Raw genomic sequence first — 18450 nt, forward strand, 5'->3', positions numbered from 1 at the left:
CCGTAATAATCAGGGTGGTAGAGCCGGTCTAGGGACTGCTGCGCAGTCCAGCGGGAGCAAGCTCCCTCGCCACGGGGGGCGCCCGTACTCAAAAATGAAGTCGAGCGCTGCTTTTGTGGCGAGGGAGCTTGCTCCCGCTGGGCTGCGTAGCAGCCCCAGGACCCCAGGACCAAACCCGCTAAACGATCAAGCCGACAGCAGCGGCGTCCGCGGTGGGACCAGGCGTTTTGAACCTATCGATTCAAACGCCGAAGCCAATCGCAACAGCTTCGAATCATCATAGGCACGCCCGGCAAACGTCAGCCCGGCCGGCATGCCGATGTCCGCCATGACGCCCATCGGCACGGTGACGGTGGGCACGCCCAGATGGCGGATGGCAAGGTTGCCGTTGGCGACCCAGACGCCGTTGCTCCAGGCGATATCGGCAGACACCGGGTTGACGTCAGCATCGGCCGGGCCGACGTCGGCGACGGTCGGGAAGATCACCGCGTCCAGGCCCAGTCGCGCCATCCAGTCCTCCAGATCGATTCGACGTGTTTCTTCAAGCCCACGCAGGCCGTCGGGCAGGGTCGGGATCTGGTCCCACGGCGTGATGCCGCGCTGGGCCATCTTCACGTACTCATCCATGCCGGCGGCCAGATCATCCTCTCGGTTGGGCAGGGTGCCCGGGTCGTGGGGGAAGATCTTCGGTCCGTCGACGTCGGCCAGGCGATTCAGCTTCGGATCACCGTTGGCCCGCAGGAAGTCATCGAATGCCCAGGCCGACAGGTCCCACAACTCATGGTGCAGGAACTCTTTGGAAACCAGGCCGCGGGTGAACACCGTGGGTGCGCCAGGACGATCGCCCTCGCAGTTGGACACCAGGGGAAAATCCACCTCGACCACTTCGGCGCCGCAGGCCTCAAGCGCCTTGCGCGCTTGCTCCCAGAGCTCGATCACCGAAGCGCGGGTGATGATTCGCTGCCCCGTCGGGCCGCCGATGCCGGGGGCTTGGGCTGTGCCTGCGTCAGGGTCGGCGTTGATGTACATCCGAGGAACGCCGAACCGAACGCCTGCCAGCGCATTTGGGTGGCTGGCAAGGCTCGGATACGAGGCCGGACGAACCGAGTCGACGCTCGGAATCGGCACCCAGGGTTGCAGGCGCCACAGGTCGCCACGGGTGTCCGGGTCATTGGCGACCACCACGTCCAGCACTTCCAGCAGGTCGGCCATGGTCCTGGCGTAGGGCACGACGACGTCCATCGTCGGCGTCAACGGCCAGTTGCCACGCACCGAGATCACGCCGCGTGACGGTGTATACGCGCACAAGCCATTGTTCGACGCTGGACCGCGCCCGCTCGACCAGGTTTCTTCGGCAAGGCCGAACGCTGCGAAACTGGCGGCAGTTGCCGTGCCCGCACCGTTCGAGGAGCCCGAGGCAAAGGGTGCGGTGAGGTAGTCGCCGTTGTACGGGCTTTCCGCACGCCCATACACCCCGCGCTGCATGCCGCCGTTGGCCATGGGCGGCATGTTGGTCTTGCCCAGGCAAATGGCCCCGGCGGCGCGAAGCCGTTCGATGGTGAACGCATCGCGATAAGCAACCAGGTCCTTGAACGCCGGGCTGCCGGAAGCGGCGGTGAGGCCCTTGACCAGGTAACTGTCCTTGGCCGTGTAGGGAATACCGTCGAGCGGCCCCAGGGTCTGGCCGTTGGCCCGACGGGCATCGCAGGCCCGGGCTTCTTTCAATGCATCGGGGTTGCGCACCACCACCGCGTTGAGGGCTGTGGGCGTATCGGGGCCGTCGTAGGCATCGATCCTGGCGAGGTAAGCCTGGACAAGCGCTACCGCCGTGGTCTGGCCCGACTCCAGCGCGGCGCGCAGTTGGGCAATGGAAACTTCGGTGATGTCGATCATGCAGTTACCGCCGCGGCAGGAGGATGACGGGGTGTGCGGGGCCGTTGAGGTTGGGGCCTGGCACGTCAGGGTCATCTCAAAGTGGATATTTATCGGGTTTTGCCTACTGTACTACGGAAAAACGATCAAGGGCAGCTCCGGTTTGACCGGACTATTTGTCGAACGAACCCAAATTTGCCACCTTCAGACTTCGTTAAGAAACGGCCCCGATACTTTCTCCCAATAGCCCGAGGGAGAACGTTGACCCATGCCCGATTTCGACTGGAACATCCATCTGCCGCTGGCCTTTGGCGACGCCGGCCCGCCGGTTCGCCACTTGCACCGGGCTTTGCCGGGACAACCTCGGCGAGCTGAGCTCGAGGCGTTCATCCAGCAGCGTTTTCGCCAGGTCCACGGCGCCGATATTCGTCACTTCATGCCGCAGCTGTTCGGGCTCGACGATGTCCACGGCACGCTCTGCGCAGCCGCTGGTGTGCGCCGGGCCGCTCAGGGGGCGCTGTTTCTCGAGCGTTATCTGGACAGCCCCATCGAGCCCTTGATCAGCGCCGCCGCCGACCGTGCGGTGGATCGCGCCGGCATTGTCGAGGTCGGCAACCTGGCCGCCAGCGACACGGGGAGCGCCCGGCTGAGCATCATCGCGATCACATATCTGTTGGCCATGGGCGGCCTGGAGTGGGTCGCGTTCACCGGCAACATCGGCCTGGTCAACAGCTTCCATCGCCTGGGCCTCAAGCCCGTGACCCTGTGCCCGGCCGACCCGCAGCGCCTCGGCGAGGACCGCCACCTGTGGGGTCGCTACTACGAAAGCCAGCCGTGGGTTCATGTCGGGAACATCCGCGCCGGTTTCATTCATCTGCGCAATAGCGGCCTGTTCAATCGCCTGGGACTGCCGACGGACCTCGGAGAAACCAGCCATGTCGCCTGAAATGGAACGCTTCAAGCGCACCCTGCGTGGTCATGCCGAGCGCAGGGGCCATGCCGTGGCACTGTGGGGCGACGGCTCGCAGCTCGACTACGCGACACTTTATTCCGAAGTGGTGTACCGCCAGCAACGCCTGCGCGATGAACACATCAGTGTTGTCGCCCTGGCCCTGGACAATGGCATCGAAGCGATGCTCTGGGACCTTGCCGCACTGTTCGAAGGGCTGACCTGCGTCTTCCTGCCCGGGTTTTTCAGCCAGGCTCAACGTCGGCACTGCCTGGAACAGAGCCAGGCCGAGCGAGTGATTGCCGAGCCTGCGTTCGAAGCGGAACTGCAAGCTGCCGGATACCAGCACAGTGGCGAGTTCTGGCGGCGGCACTTCGACGGACCGAGCCGTCTGCCGGCCGGCACCGCCAAGCTGACGTTCACCTCCGGTACCACCGGCACGCCCAAAGGTGTCTGCCTGAGCGCCGACAGCCTGTTGCGGGTGGCCCGTGAACTGGAGCAGGCCAGCCAACCGGTCGAGGCCAGGCATCACCTGGCGTTGCTGCCCCTGGCGATTCTGCTGGAAAACCTTGGCTGCTACGCGGCGTTGTATGCCGGTGCCATGCTGAGCCTGCCCAGCCAGAAGACCCTCGGCATCCAGGGCGCCAGCGGGGTCGACCCGGTGCGCCTGCTGGGATGCCTGGCGGCGCGTCGGGCGCACAGCCTGATCCTGGTTCCGCAACTGCTGTTGATGTTGGTCACGGCCGCCGAACAGAAGCTGTTCAACCCGCACCTCGTGCGATTTGCCGCCGTTGGCGGGGCACGGGTGTCCCACGATTTGTTGCAGCGAGCCCGGCGGGTTGGCCTGGCGGTGTTTGAAGGCTATGGGCTGTCGGAATGCGCCTCGGTGGTCTGCCTCAATCGGCCACAGACTCATCGTGCCGGCAGTGTCGGCCAGCCGCTGCCCCATGTGGAGGTGCGCTTGGCCGATGACGGCGAAGTCCTGATCAAGGGCTCGACGCTGCTCGGTTACCTGGGTGAGCCACCGCACACCAGCGAATGGTGGCCCAGCGGTGACCTGGGTGAGTTCGACGAAGACGGTTTCCTTTACCTGCGCGGGCGCAAGAAGCACCAGTTCGTGACCAGTTTCGGTCGCAACGTGAACCCCGAATGGGTTGAAGCCGAACTCACCCAGGGCAGTGACATTGCCCAGGCCTTCGTTTATGGCGAAGCCATGCCGCACAACCATGCGCTGCTCTGGCCCGCCCGCGCCAACTGTACCGATCAAGCGCTGGAGTTGGCCGTGGCCAAGGCCAACGACACGCTGCCCGATTACGCACGGGTCCATCGCTGGACGCGTCTGGACCAACCCTTCAGCGCTGGCAATGGCCTGCTCACCGCCAATGGCCGGCCACGCCGGGAGGCCATCGTCGAGCATTACCGCGCGCAGCTCACTTCATCTGTCTTGTCCGAGGAATCCCCATCATGAGTTTTTTTGACACGTTGCAAGAAGCCACCCAGCAAGAACGCCAGACCCTGTTCAATCTGCCAATCATCCGCGACGCCCTCAACGGCCAGGTCAGCCTGGCCAGTTACCGGGGCTTCCTGATCCAGGCGTATTACCACGTGCGCCATACCGTACCGTTGATGATGGCTTGCGGGGCGCGCCTGCCAACGCACCTGGAATGGCTGCGCAAGGCCGTGTGTGAATACATCGACGAAGAGTACGGCCACGAGCAATGGGTGCTGGATGACATCGCCGTGTGCGGTGGCGATAAGGAGGCGGTGCGCAACGGCCAGCCCTCGTTGCCCATCGAACTGATGGTCAGTTACCTCTATGACTTGATCGCCCGAGGCAACCCGGTAGGCCTGTTCGGCATGGTCAATGTGCTGGAGGGCACCAGTATCGCCCTGGCGACCCATGCCGCTGACAGCATCCGTCAGCGCCTGGAATTGCCGCCCACGGCGTTCAGCTACCTCAGCTCCCATGGATCGCTCGACATCGGGCATATGCAGACCTATCGCGGCCTGATGAACCGGCTGGACGATCCGGCGGACCAGGCTGCGGTGATCCATGCCTCCAAGGTGGTGTACCGGTTGTACACCGACATGTTCCGCGGCCTGCCGCGCGACGGGGAGCACGAACATGCGCCTGTGTGATGCGCGTGTCGTGCTGACCGGCGCCAGCGGCGGAATCGGCCAGGCCATCGCCGCCGCCCTGTGCGCCAGTGGCGCGCGGGTACTGGCCGTGGCCAGGCGTCGCGAAGCCTTGCAGCCGTTGCTGGAGCGTTATCCGCAGCACTTGAGCTGGGTCGAAGCCGACCTGACCTTCCTCGCCGACCGGCGCAAAGTGCTGGTCGCCGCCGAGGCCCAGGGCGGCATCAACCTGCTGATCAATGCCGCCGGCGTGAACCACTTCGCCATGCTCGAACAGCTCGACGACAGCGAGATCAACGCCATGCTGGCGCTGAACATCAGCGCGCCGATCTGCCTGACCAAACTGCTCTTGCCACTGCTCAAGCAGGCTGACAGCGCGATGGTGGTCAACGTCGGCTCGACCTATGGATCAATCGGTTACCCGGGCTATGCCAGCTACTGCGCCAGCAAGTTTGCCTTGCGCGGTTTTTCCGAAGCCTTGCGCCGGGAGTTGGCCGATACCCGTGTCGGGGTGCTCTACGTAGCGCCCCGGGCCACCCGTACCTCGATGAACAGCCCGGCGGCCGATGCGCTCAACCAGGCTCTCAAGGCCAACGTCGACGACCCGAAAACCGTGGCGGCGGCGGTGATCCACGCGATTATCGGCGACCGTCGCGAGCTGTATCTGGGTTGGCCCGAACGCTTTTTCGTCGGCCTCAACAGCCTGCTGCCCAACCTGGTGGACCGTGGCCTGCGCAAGCAATTGCCGCTGGTGCGCCGCCTCAGTCACAAACCTGAAAACGAGCACCTCAAGCCATGAAAAAAGTCCTCGCTTACCTATTGATCGGCACACTGAGCCAAAGCGTCTGGGCCTTGGAAGCGGCCGACCAGCAACGTCTCAGCGACATCCAGCAGAGCTGGGCCCACATTCAATATGAAGTGCCCGAAAGCCAACGCGCCGATGCGTTCGAAAAACTCGCCGTCCAGGCATCGGCGTTCAAGCAGGAGCGCCAATCGGTGGCTGAAGCGTGGATCTGGTCTGGCATCGTCAACAGCAGTTGGGCCGGTGCCAAGGGTGGGATCGGTGCGTTGGGCAAGGTCAAGGATGCCAAGGGTGACCTGGAAAAAGCCCTGACCCTGGACCCCAAGGCCCTGCAAGGCTCGGCCTACACCAGCCTCGGCGCACTCTACGACCGGGTGCCGGGCTGGCCCCTGGGTTTTGGCGACTCGGACAAGGCCGAGCAATTGCTCCAGCAGGCTTTGCAACTCAACCCGAACGGCATTGACAGCCTGTACTTTTGGGGCGATCACCTCTACCGTCAGAAGCGCTACAGCGAAGCCAAGGCAGCGCTGCAAAAAGCCTTGCAGGCAGCGCCGCGGCCGGGTCGGGAAACGGCCGATGCCGGACGCCGCAAGGAGATCGACGCGTTACTGGTGGATGTGAACAAGCAACTCAACTGACAGGAGCGCATGTGCGTTTATTACTGATCGAGGACGACGTGGCCTTGGGCGAGGGCATCCATCAGGCCTTGAGTCGCGAAGGCTATACCGTCGACTGGGTACAGGACGGCAGCAGCGCCTTGCATTCGCTGCTCAGTGAAACTTTCGACCTGGCGGTGCTTGACCTTGGCTTGCCACGCATGGACGGCCTGCAAGTGTTGCGGCGCTTGCGTGACAGTGGCTCCAACCTGCCGGTGCTGATCCTCACCGCCCGCGATGCCACCGAGGATCGCATCGCCGGGTTGGACGCCGGGGCCGATGATTATCTGGTCAAGCCCTTCGACCTGGCGGAGCTCAAGGCCCGGCTGCGGGCCTTGTTGCGCCGCAGCGCCGGCCGCGCCCAGGCGTTGATCGAACATGCCGGCATCAGCCTGAACCCCGTTACCCAGCAAGTCAGTTACCAGGGCAAGCCGGTGGCCCTGACCCCCAAGGAATATCAACTGCTCCATGAACTGCTCTCGCCGCCGGGCCGCGTCATGACTCGCGATCATCTGATGCAGTTGCTCTACGGCTGGAGCGAGGAAGCCGAGAGCAACACGCTGGAAGTGCACATCCATCACCTGCGCAAGAAATTCTCCACCGACCTGATCCGCACCATTCGTGGTGTCGGTTACCTGGTGGAGGAGCGTCGATGAGTTCGATCCGGCGGCGTACGCTCACGTTGATCCTCGGCCTGCTGTTTCTTGGCCTGTTGATCATCACCGTATTCAACCTGCATGACAGCAACCACGAAATCGCCGAGGTCTACGATGCCCAGTTGGCGCAGAATGCCCGGCTGTTGCAGGGCGTGATGCGCATGCCGATGGCGAGCAAGGAGCACGCCGAACTGTATCAGGCGTTCAATTCGGCGTTGGGGCAGGCAGTGCCCAAAGTCGACGGTCATCCCTATGAAAGCAAGATCGCTTTCCAGGTCTGGAACTCACAAGGTTCGGTGTTGGTGCATACGTCCAGCGCACCGTCGTTCACCTCACCGCCGAGCGCGCCTGGCTTCAGTGAGGTTGTGGACCAGAAAAACCGTAAGTGGCGGGCGTTCGTCCTGGACGACGCGCAATATGGCTTGAAGATCTGGGTGGGCGAGCGTGATGACGTGCGTGCCGACCTGGTCGATCGCATTGTTCGTCACACCGTCATCCCCAATCTGATTGGCAGCGTGGTGCTTGCCGCAGTGATCTGGCTGGCCATCGGCTGGGGCCTCAAACCCCTGGTCGATATGGCGGCGAAGTTGCGCGCCAGGCATCCCGGCTCGCTGGAACCCCTGCAAATGATGCCGCTCCCTACGGAGCTTGAGCCCATGCAGGCGGCCCTCAACCGTGTATTGGCGCAGATCCAGGAGGTGATGGGCCGTGAGCGGCGTTTCATTGCCGACGCCGCCCATGAAATGCGTACGCCCTTGGCCGTGTTGCGGGTGCATGCACAGAACCTGATGGAGGCGGGGAGCGAGCAAAGCCGTCGCGAGTCCCTGGAACACCTGCTCGCTGGCGTCGATCGCACCACGCGTTTGGTCAATCAACTGCTCACCATGGCGCGGCTCGAACCGCAGGCAGGTGTTCCGACGCCTGCGCTCATCGACCTGCCCGCCACGGTGCGTGCGAGCCTGGTTCAACTGACGCCCTGGTTGTTGAGCAAGGGACTCGAGCCGGTGCTGGATGTCAGCGATGACATCGGCCCGGTTCGAATCGACCCGGTGGCCATCGATATCGCCTTGAACAACCTGGTGACCAACGCGGCCAATTTTTCGCCGGCCAAGGGCACGATCACCGTACGCCTGGCGAGGAAGGGGGATCACTACGAGCTGTCCGTCGAAGACCAGGGGCCGGGTATCGACGAGGCCGAGCGTGAGCGGCTATTCGAACGGTTCTACAGCCGCGGCAATGACCAAGGGGCGGGGTTGGGGCTGACGATTGTACGCACCATCGCCGAACGCCTGGGAGGCCAGGTCCGGCTGGAAAATCGAGTCGAAGGTGGGTTGTGCGCGACCTTGGAAATAGGGCGCTTTTGAATGACGTTCCCGGCGCCATGACTTTTTTTCGGGGCCAGAATCGGTGCCCCTGAATTATCACCACCAGTAATGCTGTTCACTCAAGGCTGTTGTTGGCACGGCATGCTGTGACCACGTATAGGAGAGTGAACCCTTTCGCCACTGTGTAGCCTGCGCCTTGGAATCTATTTAGAAGATCAGATACCTGAGTTTTTGGGTAGGAGCTTGCTCGCGAAGTCAGTCTGACAGCTGGCCAGGATTATGGCCGAGTACATATCCATCGCTGCGGTAACGGCCACTTAGGGTTCCGCCCTGACGGCGGCTCACTTTTGAGAAGCGCAAAAGTAAGCAAAACGCTTTTGCCCCACCACTCGGCACCTCGCCTAGGCTCGGTGTGCCCTCACTCCGGCATTGCTCCGTGGGCCGCCGCGAAGGGCCATCCATGGCCCAGCGCGGCTAACCCGGCATCCATGCCGGGATGCCCACTGCGCAATGCCTGCGTTCGGCCATCGTGGTTAACGGGGCGCCCGAGATCAACGTCCACGCCGAGGCGGCCTAGTAGCCGACCTGGCTCGTCCGGTCGTACTCCGGTCCAATTGTGGGAGCGAGCTTGCTCGCGAAGGCGGTCTGATAGTTGGCCATAGATTCTGGGCAATCACATTTCCGTGGAAATTGAACCTTTTCGCTACCGTGCAGCCTTGTGAGCGCTTCGCACTCAAGCGGGAGCAAGCTCCCTCGCCACGGATTCTCCACTTTCTTAAATGAACAACATTGCGCCCACCGATGATGACAACGTCAAATGCGCCGGGTTGTGAGCGGGGCATGACGGTGAATTCCCGATCAGCTGTTGCGCCGGTTTTCCAGAGCGGTGAACAACAACATGCCCGCCAACATGGCCAGCATGAACACAAAGGCTTGCCAGTGTCCGGTCAGCAGGATGGCCACGGCAGGGCCAGGGCAGATGCCGGCGATGCCCCAGCCGATACCAAACACCAGGCTGCCGCCAATCAGGCGTGGGTCCAGTTCTCGCTTGACCGGCAACTGCATGGGGCTGCCCAGCAACGACTGAGTCTGTTGGCGCGCCCAGGCCAGGGGGACGATGGCGGTGCCAATCGCCCCGATCATCACCAGCGCCAGGGACGGATCCCAAGTGCCGGCCAGGTCCAGGAAGCCCAACACTTTTTTCGGGTTGGCCATGCCTGCCAGGAGCAGCCCGAGGCCAAAGAGCAGGCCGGCGATGAATGCCGTCAGTTTGCGCATGTTCAAACCCCCATCACGTGACGCAGGACAAATACCGTGGCGAAACCGCTGAGCATGAAACACGCCGTGGCGACCATCGAGCGGGGTGAAAGGCGCGATAGGCCACACACGCCATGGCCACTGGTGCAGCCCGAACCGTAACGAGTGCCGACCCCCACCAACAGGCCGGCGACAGCGAGGCCGAACCAGCCGTTCTGGAACTCGATCGACGGCAAGGTGGCAAACACGCCCCATAACAGCGGCGCGACGAGCAGGCCCAGGAGAAACAGGACCTTCTCGCCCAGGCCTTCGCTGCCACGCTGCAGTAGGCTGCCGATCAGCCCACTGATGCCGGCGATCCGGCCGTTGGCAACCACGAACAGGCTGGCCGCCAAGCCGATCAACATGCCGCCGGCCAGGGATGACCACGGCGTAAAGTTGAGCCAATCAATGTTCATCAGCGTTCTCCGCTACACATCGTTGATATTCCACTACGTGATTCAACCCAGGACCTTTACCAGCAGGGCGACCGCTACCAGCGTGGACACAAGGGCGAAGCCTCTTTGCAGATAGGGTTCCGGTAACCTGGCAGCGACCAGGCGCCCGCCGAGCATGCCGACGATGGCCCCCATGGAAAAGGGTAGCGCTATTGGCCATTGCAGGTGGCCCGTCGCCGAACTCGCCAGCACCCCTGACATGGAAACCAAAGCGATGACGGTCAGCGACGTGGCGAGCACCGACTGGGTGGTCAAATTGGTGTACCGCTGGAGCGCCGGAACCATGACGAAACCACCGCCGACGCCGAGCAAACCGGATAGAACCCCGGCGACCGTGCCCGAAGCCGTGAGCGCCCACGCACAAGGGCCGGTCCAGTTCAGCTTGCCGCGATTTTCGTCCAGGACACAGGGCGGTGGTTTACGCGCGGCGGATGCCTTTGTCTCGACACGAGTGGGCAGTGATTTTTGAAAGGCCCGGAACGCCACGTACATGAGCAACAAGGCAAACAGGATCGTCAGCGGGCGGTTGGGCGTGCGCTGCGCCAACCAAAGGCCCAATGGCGAGCAGATGACCCCCGCACTGGCCGTCAGCAGTGCGGCCTTGTAGCGCACGATGCCATTGCGCAGGCCCATTACGGCGCCCAGGGTGGCGGCCAGGCCCACCGCCAGCAAACCAATGGGCCCGGCTTCGGCCATGCCCATGCCCACGCCAAAAACCAGGAACGGGACGGCGAGTATGCCGCCGCCAGCACCGGTCAGCGCCAGGATCACGCCCACCGAAAAGCCCAGTACCAGGACGGTAATCATCTCGGTCTCCTGGAGCAGAGGTTTGATTTCATAGGTCCGCCAGTTCAGGTTTTGCCAGCCATTCACGGCCCTTGAGCATGGCTTTCCAGTACAGCGGTGGAAGAATGCGCTCTTTAAGTAGCCAGGCGAGTCTCGAAGGCCGAGTACCGTCGATCAGCCAGGATGGGAAGCTGGGGGCGAGCTTGCCGCCGTAGGTGAATTCAGCGAGAACGACCTTGCCCCGTTCCACGGTCAGCGGGCAGGAACCGTAGCCGTCGTAATGGGCGCTGCCCTTGGTCTTGCCCATGGCCGCCAGCACATTATGGGCGACCACGGGCGCCTGCTTGCGCGCCGCCGCTGCGGTTTTTGCGTTGCTGGTATTGGTCGCATCGCCCAATGCGTGAATATTCGCCCAGGTTTTATGCCGCAAGCTGTCGGGGTCGACATCGATCCAGCCCGCCCCATCGGCCAGAGGACTTACACGGATAAAATCCGGCGCCACCTGGGGAGGTACCACATGCAGCAGGTCGAAGTCGTGCGTCACCAGGTGAGTACTGCCATCGACCTTGACGCACCTGAAGGTCGCCGTTTGTGCCGGTCCATCGACCGACGTTAGCGTGCTGCCGAAATTCAGGTCGATTCCATAGGCGCGGACGTATTCCATCAGGGCCGGCACGTAGTCGGGAACGCCGAACAGGACTGTCCCGGCGCTGCAGAAGTCGATCTCGATATCGTCGAGTACGCCTTGGCGCCTCCAGTGGTCGGCGCACAGGTACATTGCTTTTTGAGGGGCCCCGGCGCATTTGATCGGCATGGGGGGCTGCGTGAAAATCGCCCGGCCACTGCGCAGTTGCTGCACCTGTTCCCAGGTGTAGGGGGCCAGGTGGTACAGATAGTTCGAGGTGACGCCGTTGCGCCCCAGTGTCTGCGGTAAGCCTTCTATGGCATGCCAATCCAGTTTAAGGCCCGGGCACACGATCAACTGCTCGTAGCGGACCATGCGGCATCCATCGAGAATAATGGCGTCGTTTTCAGGTTCGAAGGCAGCCACTGCCGCCTTGATCCAATGTACGCCCCGGGGAATGGTCGCGCCCATCGTGTGGGCCGTTTTGTGTGCGTCGAAGACGCCACCGCCGACGAGGGTCCAGCCGGGCTGGTAATAATGCACATCCGCCGGGTCGATAATGGCAATGTCCAGGCCCGGCTCGCGGGCCAATAGGCTTGACGCTGCCGCGATGCCCGCCGCGCCGCCGCCGACAATGACCACGGCATGCCGGGCTTCGGCCACGCCAACAGGCGTGCGTCCTTCGTTGGCAATTCTGCGAATGACGCCTTTCATGTCGAAGCCGGCTTTGCTGGCTGTTTCGACAATCTGTGGCAAGGGCTGCTGGCCGGCCTGGGACAGTGCCCACATCGTGGTCGAGCGCATGCCGGAGCGGCAATACGCCAACACGGGCTTGGGCAAGGACTCGAACAATTTGCCGAAGGCAACGCCCTGTTCGTCGGTCACCTTGCCGGACTCTGCGGCAAGGTAGTGCGCTTCGATGCCCATTGCCTGTGCCGCACGCTGGATGTCGGCAAACAAAGGTTGATCGCTGCCTTCACCATCTGGGCGGTTACAGATGATGGCGCGAAAGCCGCTGTTTTTGATCTCACTCAATTGTTCGGGATGAATCTGCCCTGATATCGAGAGGCCGGACGCAAGGTGGCGGATGTCCATGACTGTCTCCGTGATGACTGTTTTTCTTATGGGGGGCGGGGGCGTCAGAGCCGATTGAGCGGGATTTTCAGGTAGCGCGTGCCGTTCGATTCCGGCTCCGGGAAATGCCCGGCCCGCATGTTGACCTGGACCGATGGCAGGATGAGCGTCGGCATGTCCAGCGAGGCATCGCGCTGGGTGCGCATCGTCACGAATGCTTCTTCACTGATGCCGTTACGGACGTGGACATTGTCGGTACGTTGCTCGGCGACGGTGCTGGAAAATTGCACCTCGCGGCCATCCGGTTGGTAATCGTGACAGGTGTAGAGGAGGGTGTTGGCCGGCAGGCTCAAGACCTTGTTGATGGATCGGAACAAGGCATGCGCGTTGCCACCGGGGAAGTCACACCGTGCGGTACCGTAGTCGGGCATGAACAAGGTGTCGCCAACGAATGCCGCCGTTTCCTGGCCGTGGCTGATGACATACGTCATGCAGGCGGGGGTGTGGCCCGGTGTGTGGAGCGCACGGCATTGCAGCGTACCGACCGTGAATGACTCGTCATTGACAAACAAATGGTCGAACTGACTGCCATCGCGGGGCATCTCCCCACCTATGTTGAACAGCGTGCCAAAGACTTCCTGCACGGCGGTAATCTGGCTGCCGATCCCTATCGTGCCACCGAGTTTTTCCTTCAGGTACGGGGCGGCGGTGAGGTGGTCGGCATGAACGTGGGTTTCAAGAATCCATTCGACCTTCGCCCCCAGCTCGATCACCCGGGTCATCAGCTTGTCGGCCGAGGTGGTTGTGGTACGGCCTGATTTGGGATCGTAATCCAGGACGCTGTCGATCAACGCGCACTGGCGGGTCGCTTCGTCCAGCACCAGATAGCTGACAGTGTGGGTCTCAGGATCGAAAAATCCTTCGACGTACGGTTTTACGGTCATGAACGGTCTCCTTCGGGGCTATCGGCCGCTTGAGGGACAGACACAGCAATAATGCTGCCATGTTGATTCTGGGAGCGATTTAGATGGATAACATTATGATTTTATTCATTTAAATTCGTGGGTGCTGGCAAGGCGCATCACAATCTCCAGACAATTGCACTGCCATTGGCAGCGTTTGTTGGCATAGTGGCAGTGTCACCCTTGCTGGATGAATCACTGGAGCCGCGATGACACACAGCCTGCCGCCTACCCAAGACCTGCTTCCACATCCAGACCAGGTGCAATCCCTGGTCTCGTTTCTGGAGCACGAGCCCCAGCCGATGATCGTCCTCGATCCCGATTACAACATTCTGGCGGCGAACACGGCTTACCTGCGTCAGTTCGGCAGCGCCGATAAACCGTTCATTGGCCACAAGTGTTATCGGATTTCCCATCACTACGATGTGCCTTGTGACCAGGCCGGTGAGCACTGTCCGATGAAAAAGGCCAGGGAGATGCGCGGCCCGGATCGGGTCTTGCACATTCATCACACCCCGCGCGGGCCCGAACACGTCGACGTGGAACTGCGCCCGATCCTCAATGAGCATGGCGTCATCAGCGCTTATGTGGAACGTCTTACCCAGGTGCGTAGCGCATCGGCCCGGCCCAGTAATGAGGGGCTGGTGGGCAGTTCGCCGGCCTTTAATCAGGCACTGTTGGAACTGCAGCGGGTAGCGCCCTCGATGTTACCGGTCCTGCTGCTGGGAGAGTCCGGCACCGGTAAGGAGCTGTTTGCCCGCGCCGTCCATGAAACCAGTGAGCGGGCCGCGGGGCCTTTTGTCGTGGTCGATTGCTCCGGGTTGACCGAAACCTTGTTCGAGAGCGAGCTGTTCGGTCATGAGAAGGGCGCGTTTACCGGCGCCACCGTGCGCAAGGTGGGCCTGGTGGAGACGGCCCAGGGCGGTACGCTGTTTCTCGATGAGATAGGCGACGTTCCCCTGGCCATGCAGGTGAAGCTGTTGCGACTGATCGAGTCTGGAACCTATCGTCGTGTCGGCAGTGTGGAAACCCTGCACGCGGACTTCAGGTTGGTGGCCGCGACCCATAAGCCGTTGGAGAAAATGCTCGAGAAAGGCGAGTTCAGGCAGGACCTGTACTACCGCATCAGCGTTTTTCCCATCCATTTACCGCCCTTGCGGCATCGCCTTGAAGACATCGGTTTGTTGGTGGATTCGTTCCTGCAACGTTCCGGCATTGGTAAGCGTCGGCTGACCATCGATCCCGAAGCGCTGATGCAATTGCAGCGGTTTGCCTGGCCGGGCAATATCCGCGAGCTGCGCAATGTCCTGGAAAGGGCTGCGCTGTTTGCCGATGACGGTGTCATTCACGCCTTGCATCTGCCCGCGACCCCCGTGGCGTTGTCCGCCCCAGCCGTGATGCCTGGGCCCGACAGCAGGGATCTGGAAAAGCTCGTGGCCACTTTCAAAGGCACCCGCCGCGAACTGGCCAGGCACCTGGGCGTGAGTGAGCGCACGTTATACAGGCGGTTGAAGGAGCAGGGCCTGGCCTGATCGTCGGGAGACAGATCTAGGGAGCTGGCGTGCCCATATTCTGCTGATGCTGCATCATCTGCTCCATCATCATTTGCTGCATGCCCATGTAGTTGTCCATCATGTACTGGTGCTGCTTCATCTGCTCGGGCGTCATCTGGGAATAGTGGTTGCCCATTTGTTTCCAACCCATCATCGGGCCGTGCCCCTTCATGTGGCCGCCCATCATGCCGCCGCCCATCATCCCATTCATCATCTGCATGCCTTGCTGCATCATGGCCTGGTGATCTTGCATGAGTTTCTGGCGTTGCGCCGGATCGCTGGTTTTCTGGATCAGGCTCATTTGCTCCTGCATTTTCTTCAGGTTTTCCTGGGCCTTCGCCATCTGCTGATCAAATTGTTCAATGCTCATCGATGGCGGCGTCGGCTTGGCGGCGTCGGTGGCTTGCTGGGCAAAGGTCAGCGTGGGGAAAAGCACCGCGGTCAGAGCGATGGCGGCGAGTCTGGATGCGTTCATGGTTCAGGTCCTTGCGGGGTGGGTGGGCAGGGGAGTGATCGTCACGGTTGACGATCGGACTCGGTTAAACGCAGTCGAAGCTGTTTTTCAATTTCGATGATGGCGAACAGCGCAACGCCCACCGCGATGATCAGCAGTCCGTCCATGAAGGGGACCGCTTGGGTCGCGAACACGGTTTGCAGCGGCGGCGCGTAGGTGATGGCGAACTGAGCGACGGTCACCACCGCGATGGTCGCCCACACAACCTTCGTACCCCGAAGGCCCTTCCAGGTCAGCGACGTGCCGTAGAGATTGCGGATAAAGAACAGGTGGAAAATTTCCATCACGACCAAGGTGTTCACCGCCAGGGTGCGGGCCAGTTCGACGGAGTAGCCTCGGTCCAGGGCATAGGTAAAGATCCCGTAGACACCGCACAGGAACAGAATGGAAACCAGCACCATATGCCAGACCAGTGCGCCGCTGATCAACGGTTCCTGTCGTGAGCGCGGTGGCCTGCGCATGGTATTGTCTTCGGTCGGTTCGAACGCCAGCGCGATACCCAGCGTGATGGCGGTAATCAGGTTGATCCACAGGATCTGTATCGCCGTGACTGGCAATGTAAGGCCAAACAGCAGCGCGACAATCAGGGTCATTGTCTCGCCCGCGTTGGTGGGTAACGTCCAGCTCAGCACTTTCTTGATGTTGTCATAGACCGTCCGTCCTTCACGCACAGCGGCCACGATGGAGGCGAAGTTATCGTCCGCCAGTACCAGGTCTGCGGCTTCCTTGGCCGCTTCACTGCCTTTGCCGCCCATGGCGATGCCAGCGTCGGCGCGTTTGAGCGCTGGCGCGTCGTTGACGCCGTCACCGGTCATGGCCACGGTCATGCCGTTGAGTTGCAGCAACGTCACCAGCCGCAGCTTATGTTCGGGGCTGGTACGCGCGAAGATGTTCACTTGCTTGAGCGATTCCCTGAGGGTGGCATCGTTCATGGCGTCCAGGTCGTTGCCGGTCAGGACCTTGTCGGGGTTGTCCAGGCCGATCTGATCAGCGATGGCGCAGGCGGTGCCGGCGTGGTCGCCGGTGATCATTTTCACGACAATGCCGGCCGCCTGGCATTGCTTGATCGCCTGGATCGTTTCCGGGCGGGGCGGGTCGATCATCCCGACCAGGCCCAGCAAGGTCAGTGTCCCTTGCACATCGGCAAATTCCAGGAGGGTGTGTTCGGGCGGGACTGACCTGATGGCGAGCGCCAACACGCGCTGGCCTTTGCCGGCGATGGCATTGGCCTGCGTGTGCCAATAGTCGGCATCGAGCGGGGCCGTTGCCCCCGTGCTGCTACGCTGGCGCGTGCACATGGTCAGAATCTGCTCTGGAGCGCCTTTGACATAAATCGCGGCTTGCCGGTCATGGTTGTGATGCAGCGTCGCCATGAAGCGGTGTTTGGCGTCGAACGGAATGGCATCGGTGCGGGCCCAGGTGCCGCGTTCCTCTGCGCCGTTGATGCCGGCCTTGGCGCAAAACACCAGCAATGCGCCCTCCATGGGATCCCCTTCGACTTTCCAGGTGTCTTCGTGCTGCCTCAAGCTTGCGTCATTGCAAAGGCTGGTCGCGCGCCCCAGTTCGGCCAGCACCGGGTGATGGGAGGTATCGATCAACTGATCGGCAAGGTTCATGTTGCCCGAAGGCTGGTAGCCGACACCGTCGACCGTGAAGGTCAGGTCACTGGTGACGACGGATGCCACCATCATCTCGTTACGGGTGAGGGTGCCGGTCTTGTCCGTGCAGATGACTGATACCGAACCCAGGGTTTCGATGGCCGGCAGGCGCCGAACGATGGCGTTGCGATGGGCCATCGCCCGCACGCCCACCGCCAGGGTGATGGTGAGTACGGCGGGCAACCCCTCGGGTATGGCCGCGACCGACATGCCCACCACGACCATGAAGATCTCCGTGAAGACGTAATGCCCGACAAAGTGACCATAAGCGAGTAGCAGGCCGGCGATCAGCAAAATCAATAGCGTCAGCCAGCGGGCGAAGACGTCCATTTGCTGTATCAGGGGTGTTGTCAGTGGCTCCACTGCCGACAGCAGGTTGCTGATGCGCCCGATTTCAGTCGAGGTTGCCGTGGCGACAACGACCCCTGTTGCTTGTCCGCAGGTCACCAGGGTGCCACTGAAGGCCATGCAGGCACGATCACCCAGGGCCGCTTCGATGCGCACCGGTTCGGTATTTTTTTCAGTCGGTGCGGACTCTCCGGTCAGGATGGCTTCCTGGACCTGGAGCCGATTGGCATGCAGCAGGCGCAGATCCGCCGGGACTTTGTCGCCGGCCTCCAGCAAGACGATATCGCCGGGTACCAGTTCCTCGCCTGCGATGCCCAGGCGTTCGCCGGCACGTATCACCGTTGCACGGGGCGCCAGCATGTTGCGGATGGCATCCATGGCCTGCTCGGCCTTGCCTTCCTGGACATAGCCAATGATCGCATTGGCCACCACGACAGCGAGAATGACCACCGTGTCCCACAGGTGCTGCAGCGTTGCGGTGATGGCAGCGGAACCGAGCAGCACATAAATCAGGATGTTATGAAATTGCAGCAGAAATCGCCGCCACGCTGGCCGCCGGGCTGACGCTGACAACCGGTTGAAACCCGTACGTTCAAGCCGGGCCTGGACTTCGGCGATGTCCAGCCCGGCTTGCTCATCGACACCCAGGTGTTTGAGCGCCTGTTCGGCGGGCAACGTGTACCAGGCCAGGCTCTGCGAGGGCGTTGTCGGGTGCGCCGCTGGTATGTTGCTCGGTCGGTTCATCAGCCGCGTTCCTGTGGGTGCGGAGCGGTTGTTCTG

General features: G+C 62.0%; 16 protein-coding genes. 8 read left to right on the plus strand and 8 right to left on the minus strand.

Annotation, left to right across the window (positions count from 1 at the left end):
- Positions 1 to 186 precede the first annotated feature (186 nt).
- The gene (locus AD662_RS13235; protein WP_018602091.1) at positions 187 to 1893 is read right to left on the minus strand and encodes an amidase; all 1707 of its coding nucleotides are present in this window, start codon (positions 1891 to 1893) and stop codon (positions 187 to 189) included.
- 247 nt (positions 1894 to 2140) lie between these two features.
- On the opposite strand from AD662_RS13235, the gene AD662_RS13245 reads away from it, so the two are divergent.
- From AD662_RS13245 to AD662_RS13275, 7 genes are read left to right on the plus strand one after another with little or no spacing between them, the layout of a single operon-like run.
- On the plus strand, positions 2141 to 2818 hold the full coding sequence (locus AD662_RS13245; protein ID WP_053179246.1) for a thermostable hemolysin: 678 nt from the start codon (positions 2141 to 2143) through the stop codon (positions 2816 to 2818).
- Positions 2808 to 4289, plus strand: a complete 1482-nt coding sequence (locus tag AD662_RS13250) for an AMP-binding protein (RefSeq protein WP_053187834.1) — start codon at positions 2808 to 2810, stop codon at positions 4287 to 4289. Before AD662_RS13245 ends, AD662_RS13250 begins: the two co-directional genes overlap by 11 nt.
- Complete coding sequence (locus AD662_RS13255; RefSeq protein WP_018602099.1) at positions 4286 to 4960, plus strand: iron-containing redox enzyme family protein; 675 nt, start codon at positions 4286 to 4288, stop codon at positions 4958 to 4960. The genes AD662_RS13250 and AD662_RS13255 overlap by 4 nt, the downstream gene beginning before the upstream one ends.
- Positions 4947 to 5756, plus strand: coding sequence for an SDR family oxidoreductase (locus AD662_RS13260; RefSeq protein ID WP_018602101.1), 810 nt, complete (start codon positions 4947 to 4949; stop codon positions 5754 to 5756). The genes AD662_RS13255 and AD662_RS13260 overlap by 14 nt, the downstream gene beginning before the upstream one ends.
- Positions 5753 to 6397 (plus strand): tetratricopeptide repeat protein, encoded by a 645-nt coding sequence (locus AD662_RS13265; RefSeq protein WP_053187837.1) that lies wholly within the window; start codon positions 5753 to 5755, stop codon positions 6395 to 6397. The genes AD662_RS13260 and AD662_RS13265 overlap by 4 nt, the downstream gene beginning before the upstream one ends.
- 11 nt (positions 6398 to 6408) lie before the next feature.
- Positions 6409 to 7071: a response regulator gene (locus tag AD662_RS13270; protein ID WP_014338527.1), complete on the plus strand. Its 663-nt coding sequence runs from the start codon at positions 6409 to 6411 to the stop codon at positions 7069 to 7071.
- Entirely contained in the window at positions 7068 to 8435 is a 1368-nt protein-coding gene (locus tag AD662_RS13275) for a sensor histidine kinase (RefSeq protein ID WP_053187840.1), read from the plus strand. Before AD662_RS13270 ends, AD662_RS13275 begins: the two co-directional genes overlap by 4 nt.
- 819 nt (positions 8436 to 9254) lie before the next feature.
- Here the strand turns inward: AD662_RS13275 and AD662_RS13280 are convergent.
- The 5 genes from AD662_RS13280 to AD662_RS13300 are packed head-to-tail and all read right to left on the minus strand — an operon-like array spanning position 9255 to position 13579.
- Positions 9255 to 9674 (minus strand): DUF6691 family protein, encoded by a 420-nt coding sequence (locus tag AD662_RS13280; RefSeq protein ID WP_053187842.1) that lies wholly within the window; start codon positions 9672 to 9674, stop codon positions 9255 to 9257.
- Positions 9675 to 9676: 2 nt separating this feature from the next.
- Entirely contained in the window at positions 9677 to 10111 is a 435-nt protein-coding gene (locus AD662_RS13285) for a YeeE/YedE family protein (RefSeq protein ID WP_053187845.1), read from the minus strand.
- A gap of 42 nt (positions 10112 to 10153) precedes the next feature.
- Complete coding sequence (locus AD662_RS13290) at positions 10154 to 10957, minus strand: sulfite exporter TauE/SafE family protein (RefSeq protein ID WP_053187998.1); 804 nt, start codon at positions 10955 to 10957, stop codon at positions 10154 to 10156.
- Between the two features lie 28 nt (positions 10958 to 10985).
- Entirely contained in the window at positions 10986 to 12656 is a 1671-nt protein-coding gene (locus tag AD662_RS13295) for a bifunctional protein tyrosine phosphatase family protein/NAD(P)/FAD-dependent oxidoreductase (RefSeq protein WP_053187848.1), read from the minus strand.
- 44 nt (positions 12657 to 12700) lie between these two features.
- Positions 12701 to 13579: an MBL fold metallo-hydrolase gene (locus AD662_RS13300; RefSeq protein ID WP_053187851.1), complete on the minus strand. Its 879-nt coding sequence runs from the start codon at positions 13577 to 13579 to the stop codon at positions 12701 to 12703.
- A 227-nt stretch (positions 13580 to 13806) separates the two neighbouring features.
- Here AD662_RS13300 and AD662_RS13305 point away from each other — a divergent pair, with 227 nt between their 5' ends.
- Positions 13807 to 15129, plus strand: a complete 1323-nt coding sequence (locus AD662_RS13305; protein ID WP_053187854.1) for a sigma-54 interaction domain-containing protein — start codon at positions 13807 to 13809, stop codon at positions 15127 to 15129.
- Between the two features lie 16 nt (positions 15130 to 15145).
- On the opposite strand, the gene AD662_RS13310 is transcribed toward AD662_RS13305, so the two are convergent.
- Both AD662_RS13310 and AD662_RS13315 read right to left on the minus strand, forming a co-directional pair.
- On the minus strand, positions 15146 to 15625 hold the full coding sequence (locus tag AD662_RS13310; RefSeq protein ID WP_053179268.1) for a hypothetical protein: 480 nt from the start codon (positions 15623 to 15625) through the stop codon (positions 15146 to 15148).
- Positions 15626 to 15666: 41 nt separating this feature from the next.
- On the minus strand, positions 15667 to 18414 hold the full coding sequence (locus AD662_RS13315; RefSeq protein WP_053187857.1) for a cation-transporting P-type ATPase: 2748 nt from the start codon (positions 18412 to 18414) through the stop codon (positions 15667 to 15669).
- Positions 18415 to 18450: the final 36 nt, after the last annotated feature.

It is taken from the genome of Pseudomonas kilonensis, from assembly GCF_001269885.1.
Lineage (GTDB): Bacteria > Pseudomonadota > Gammaproteobacteria > Pseudomonadales > Pseudomonadaceae > Aquipseudomonas > Aquipseudomonas kilonensis.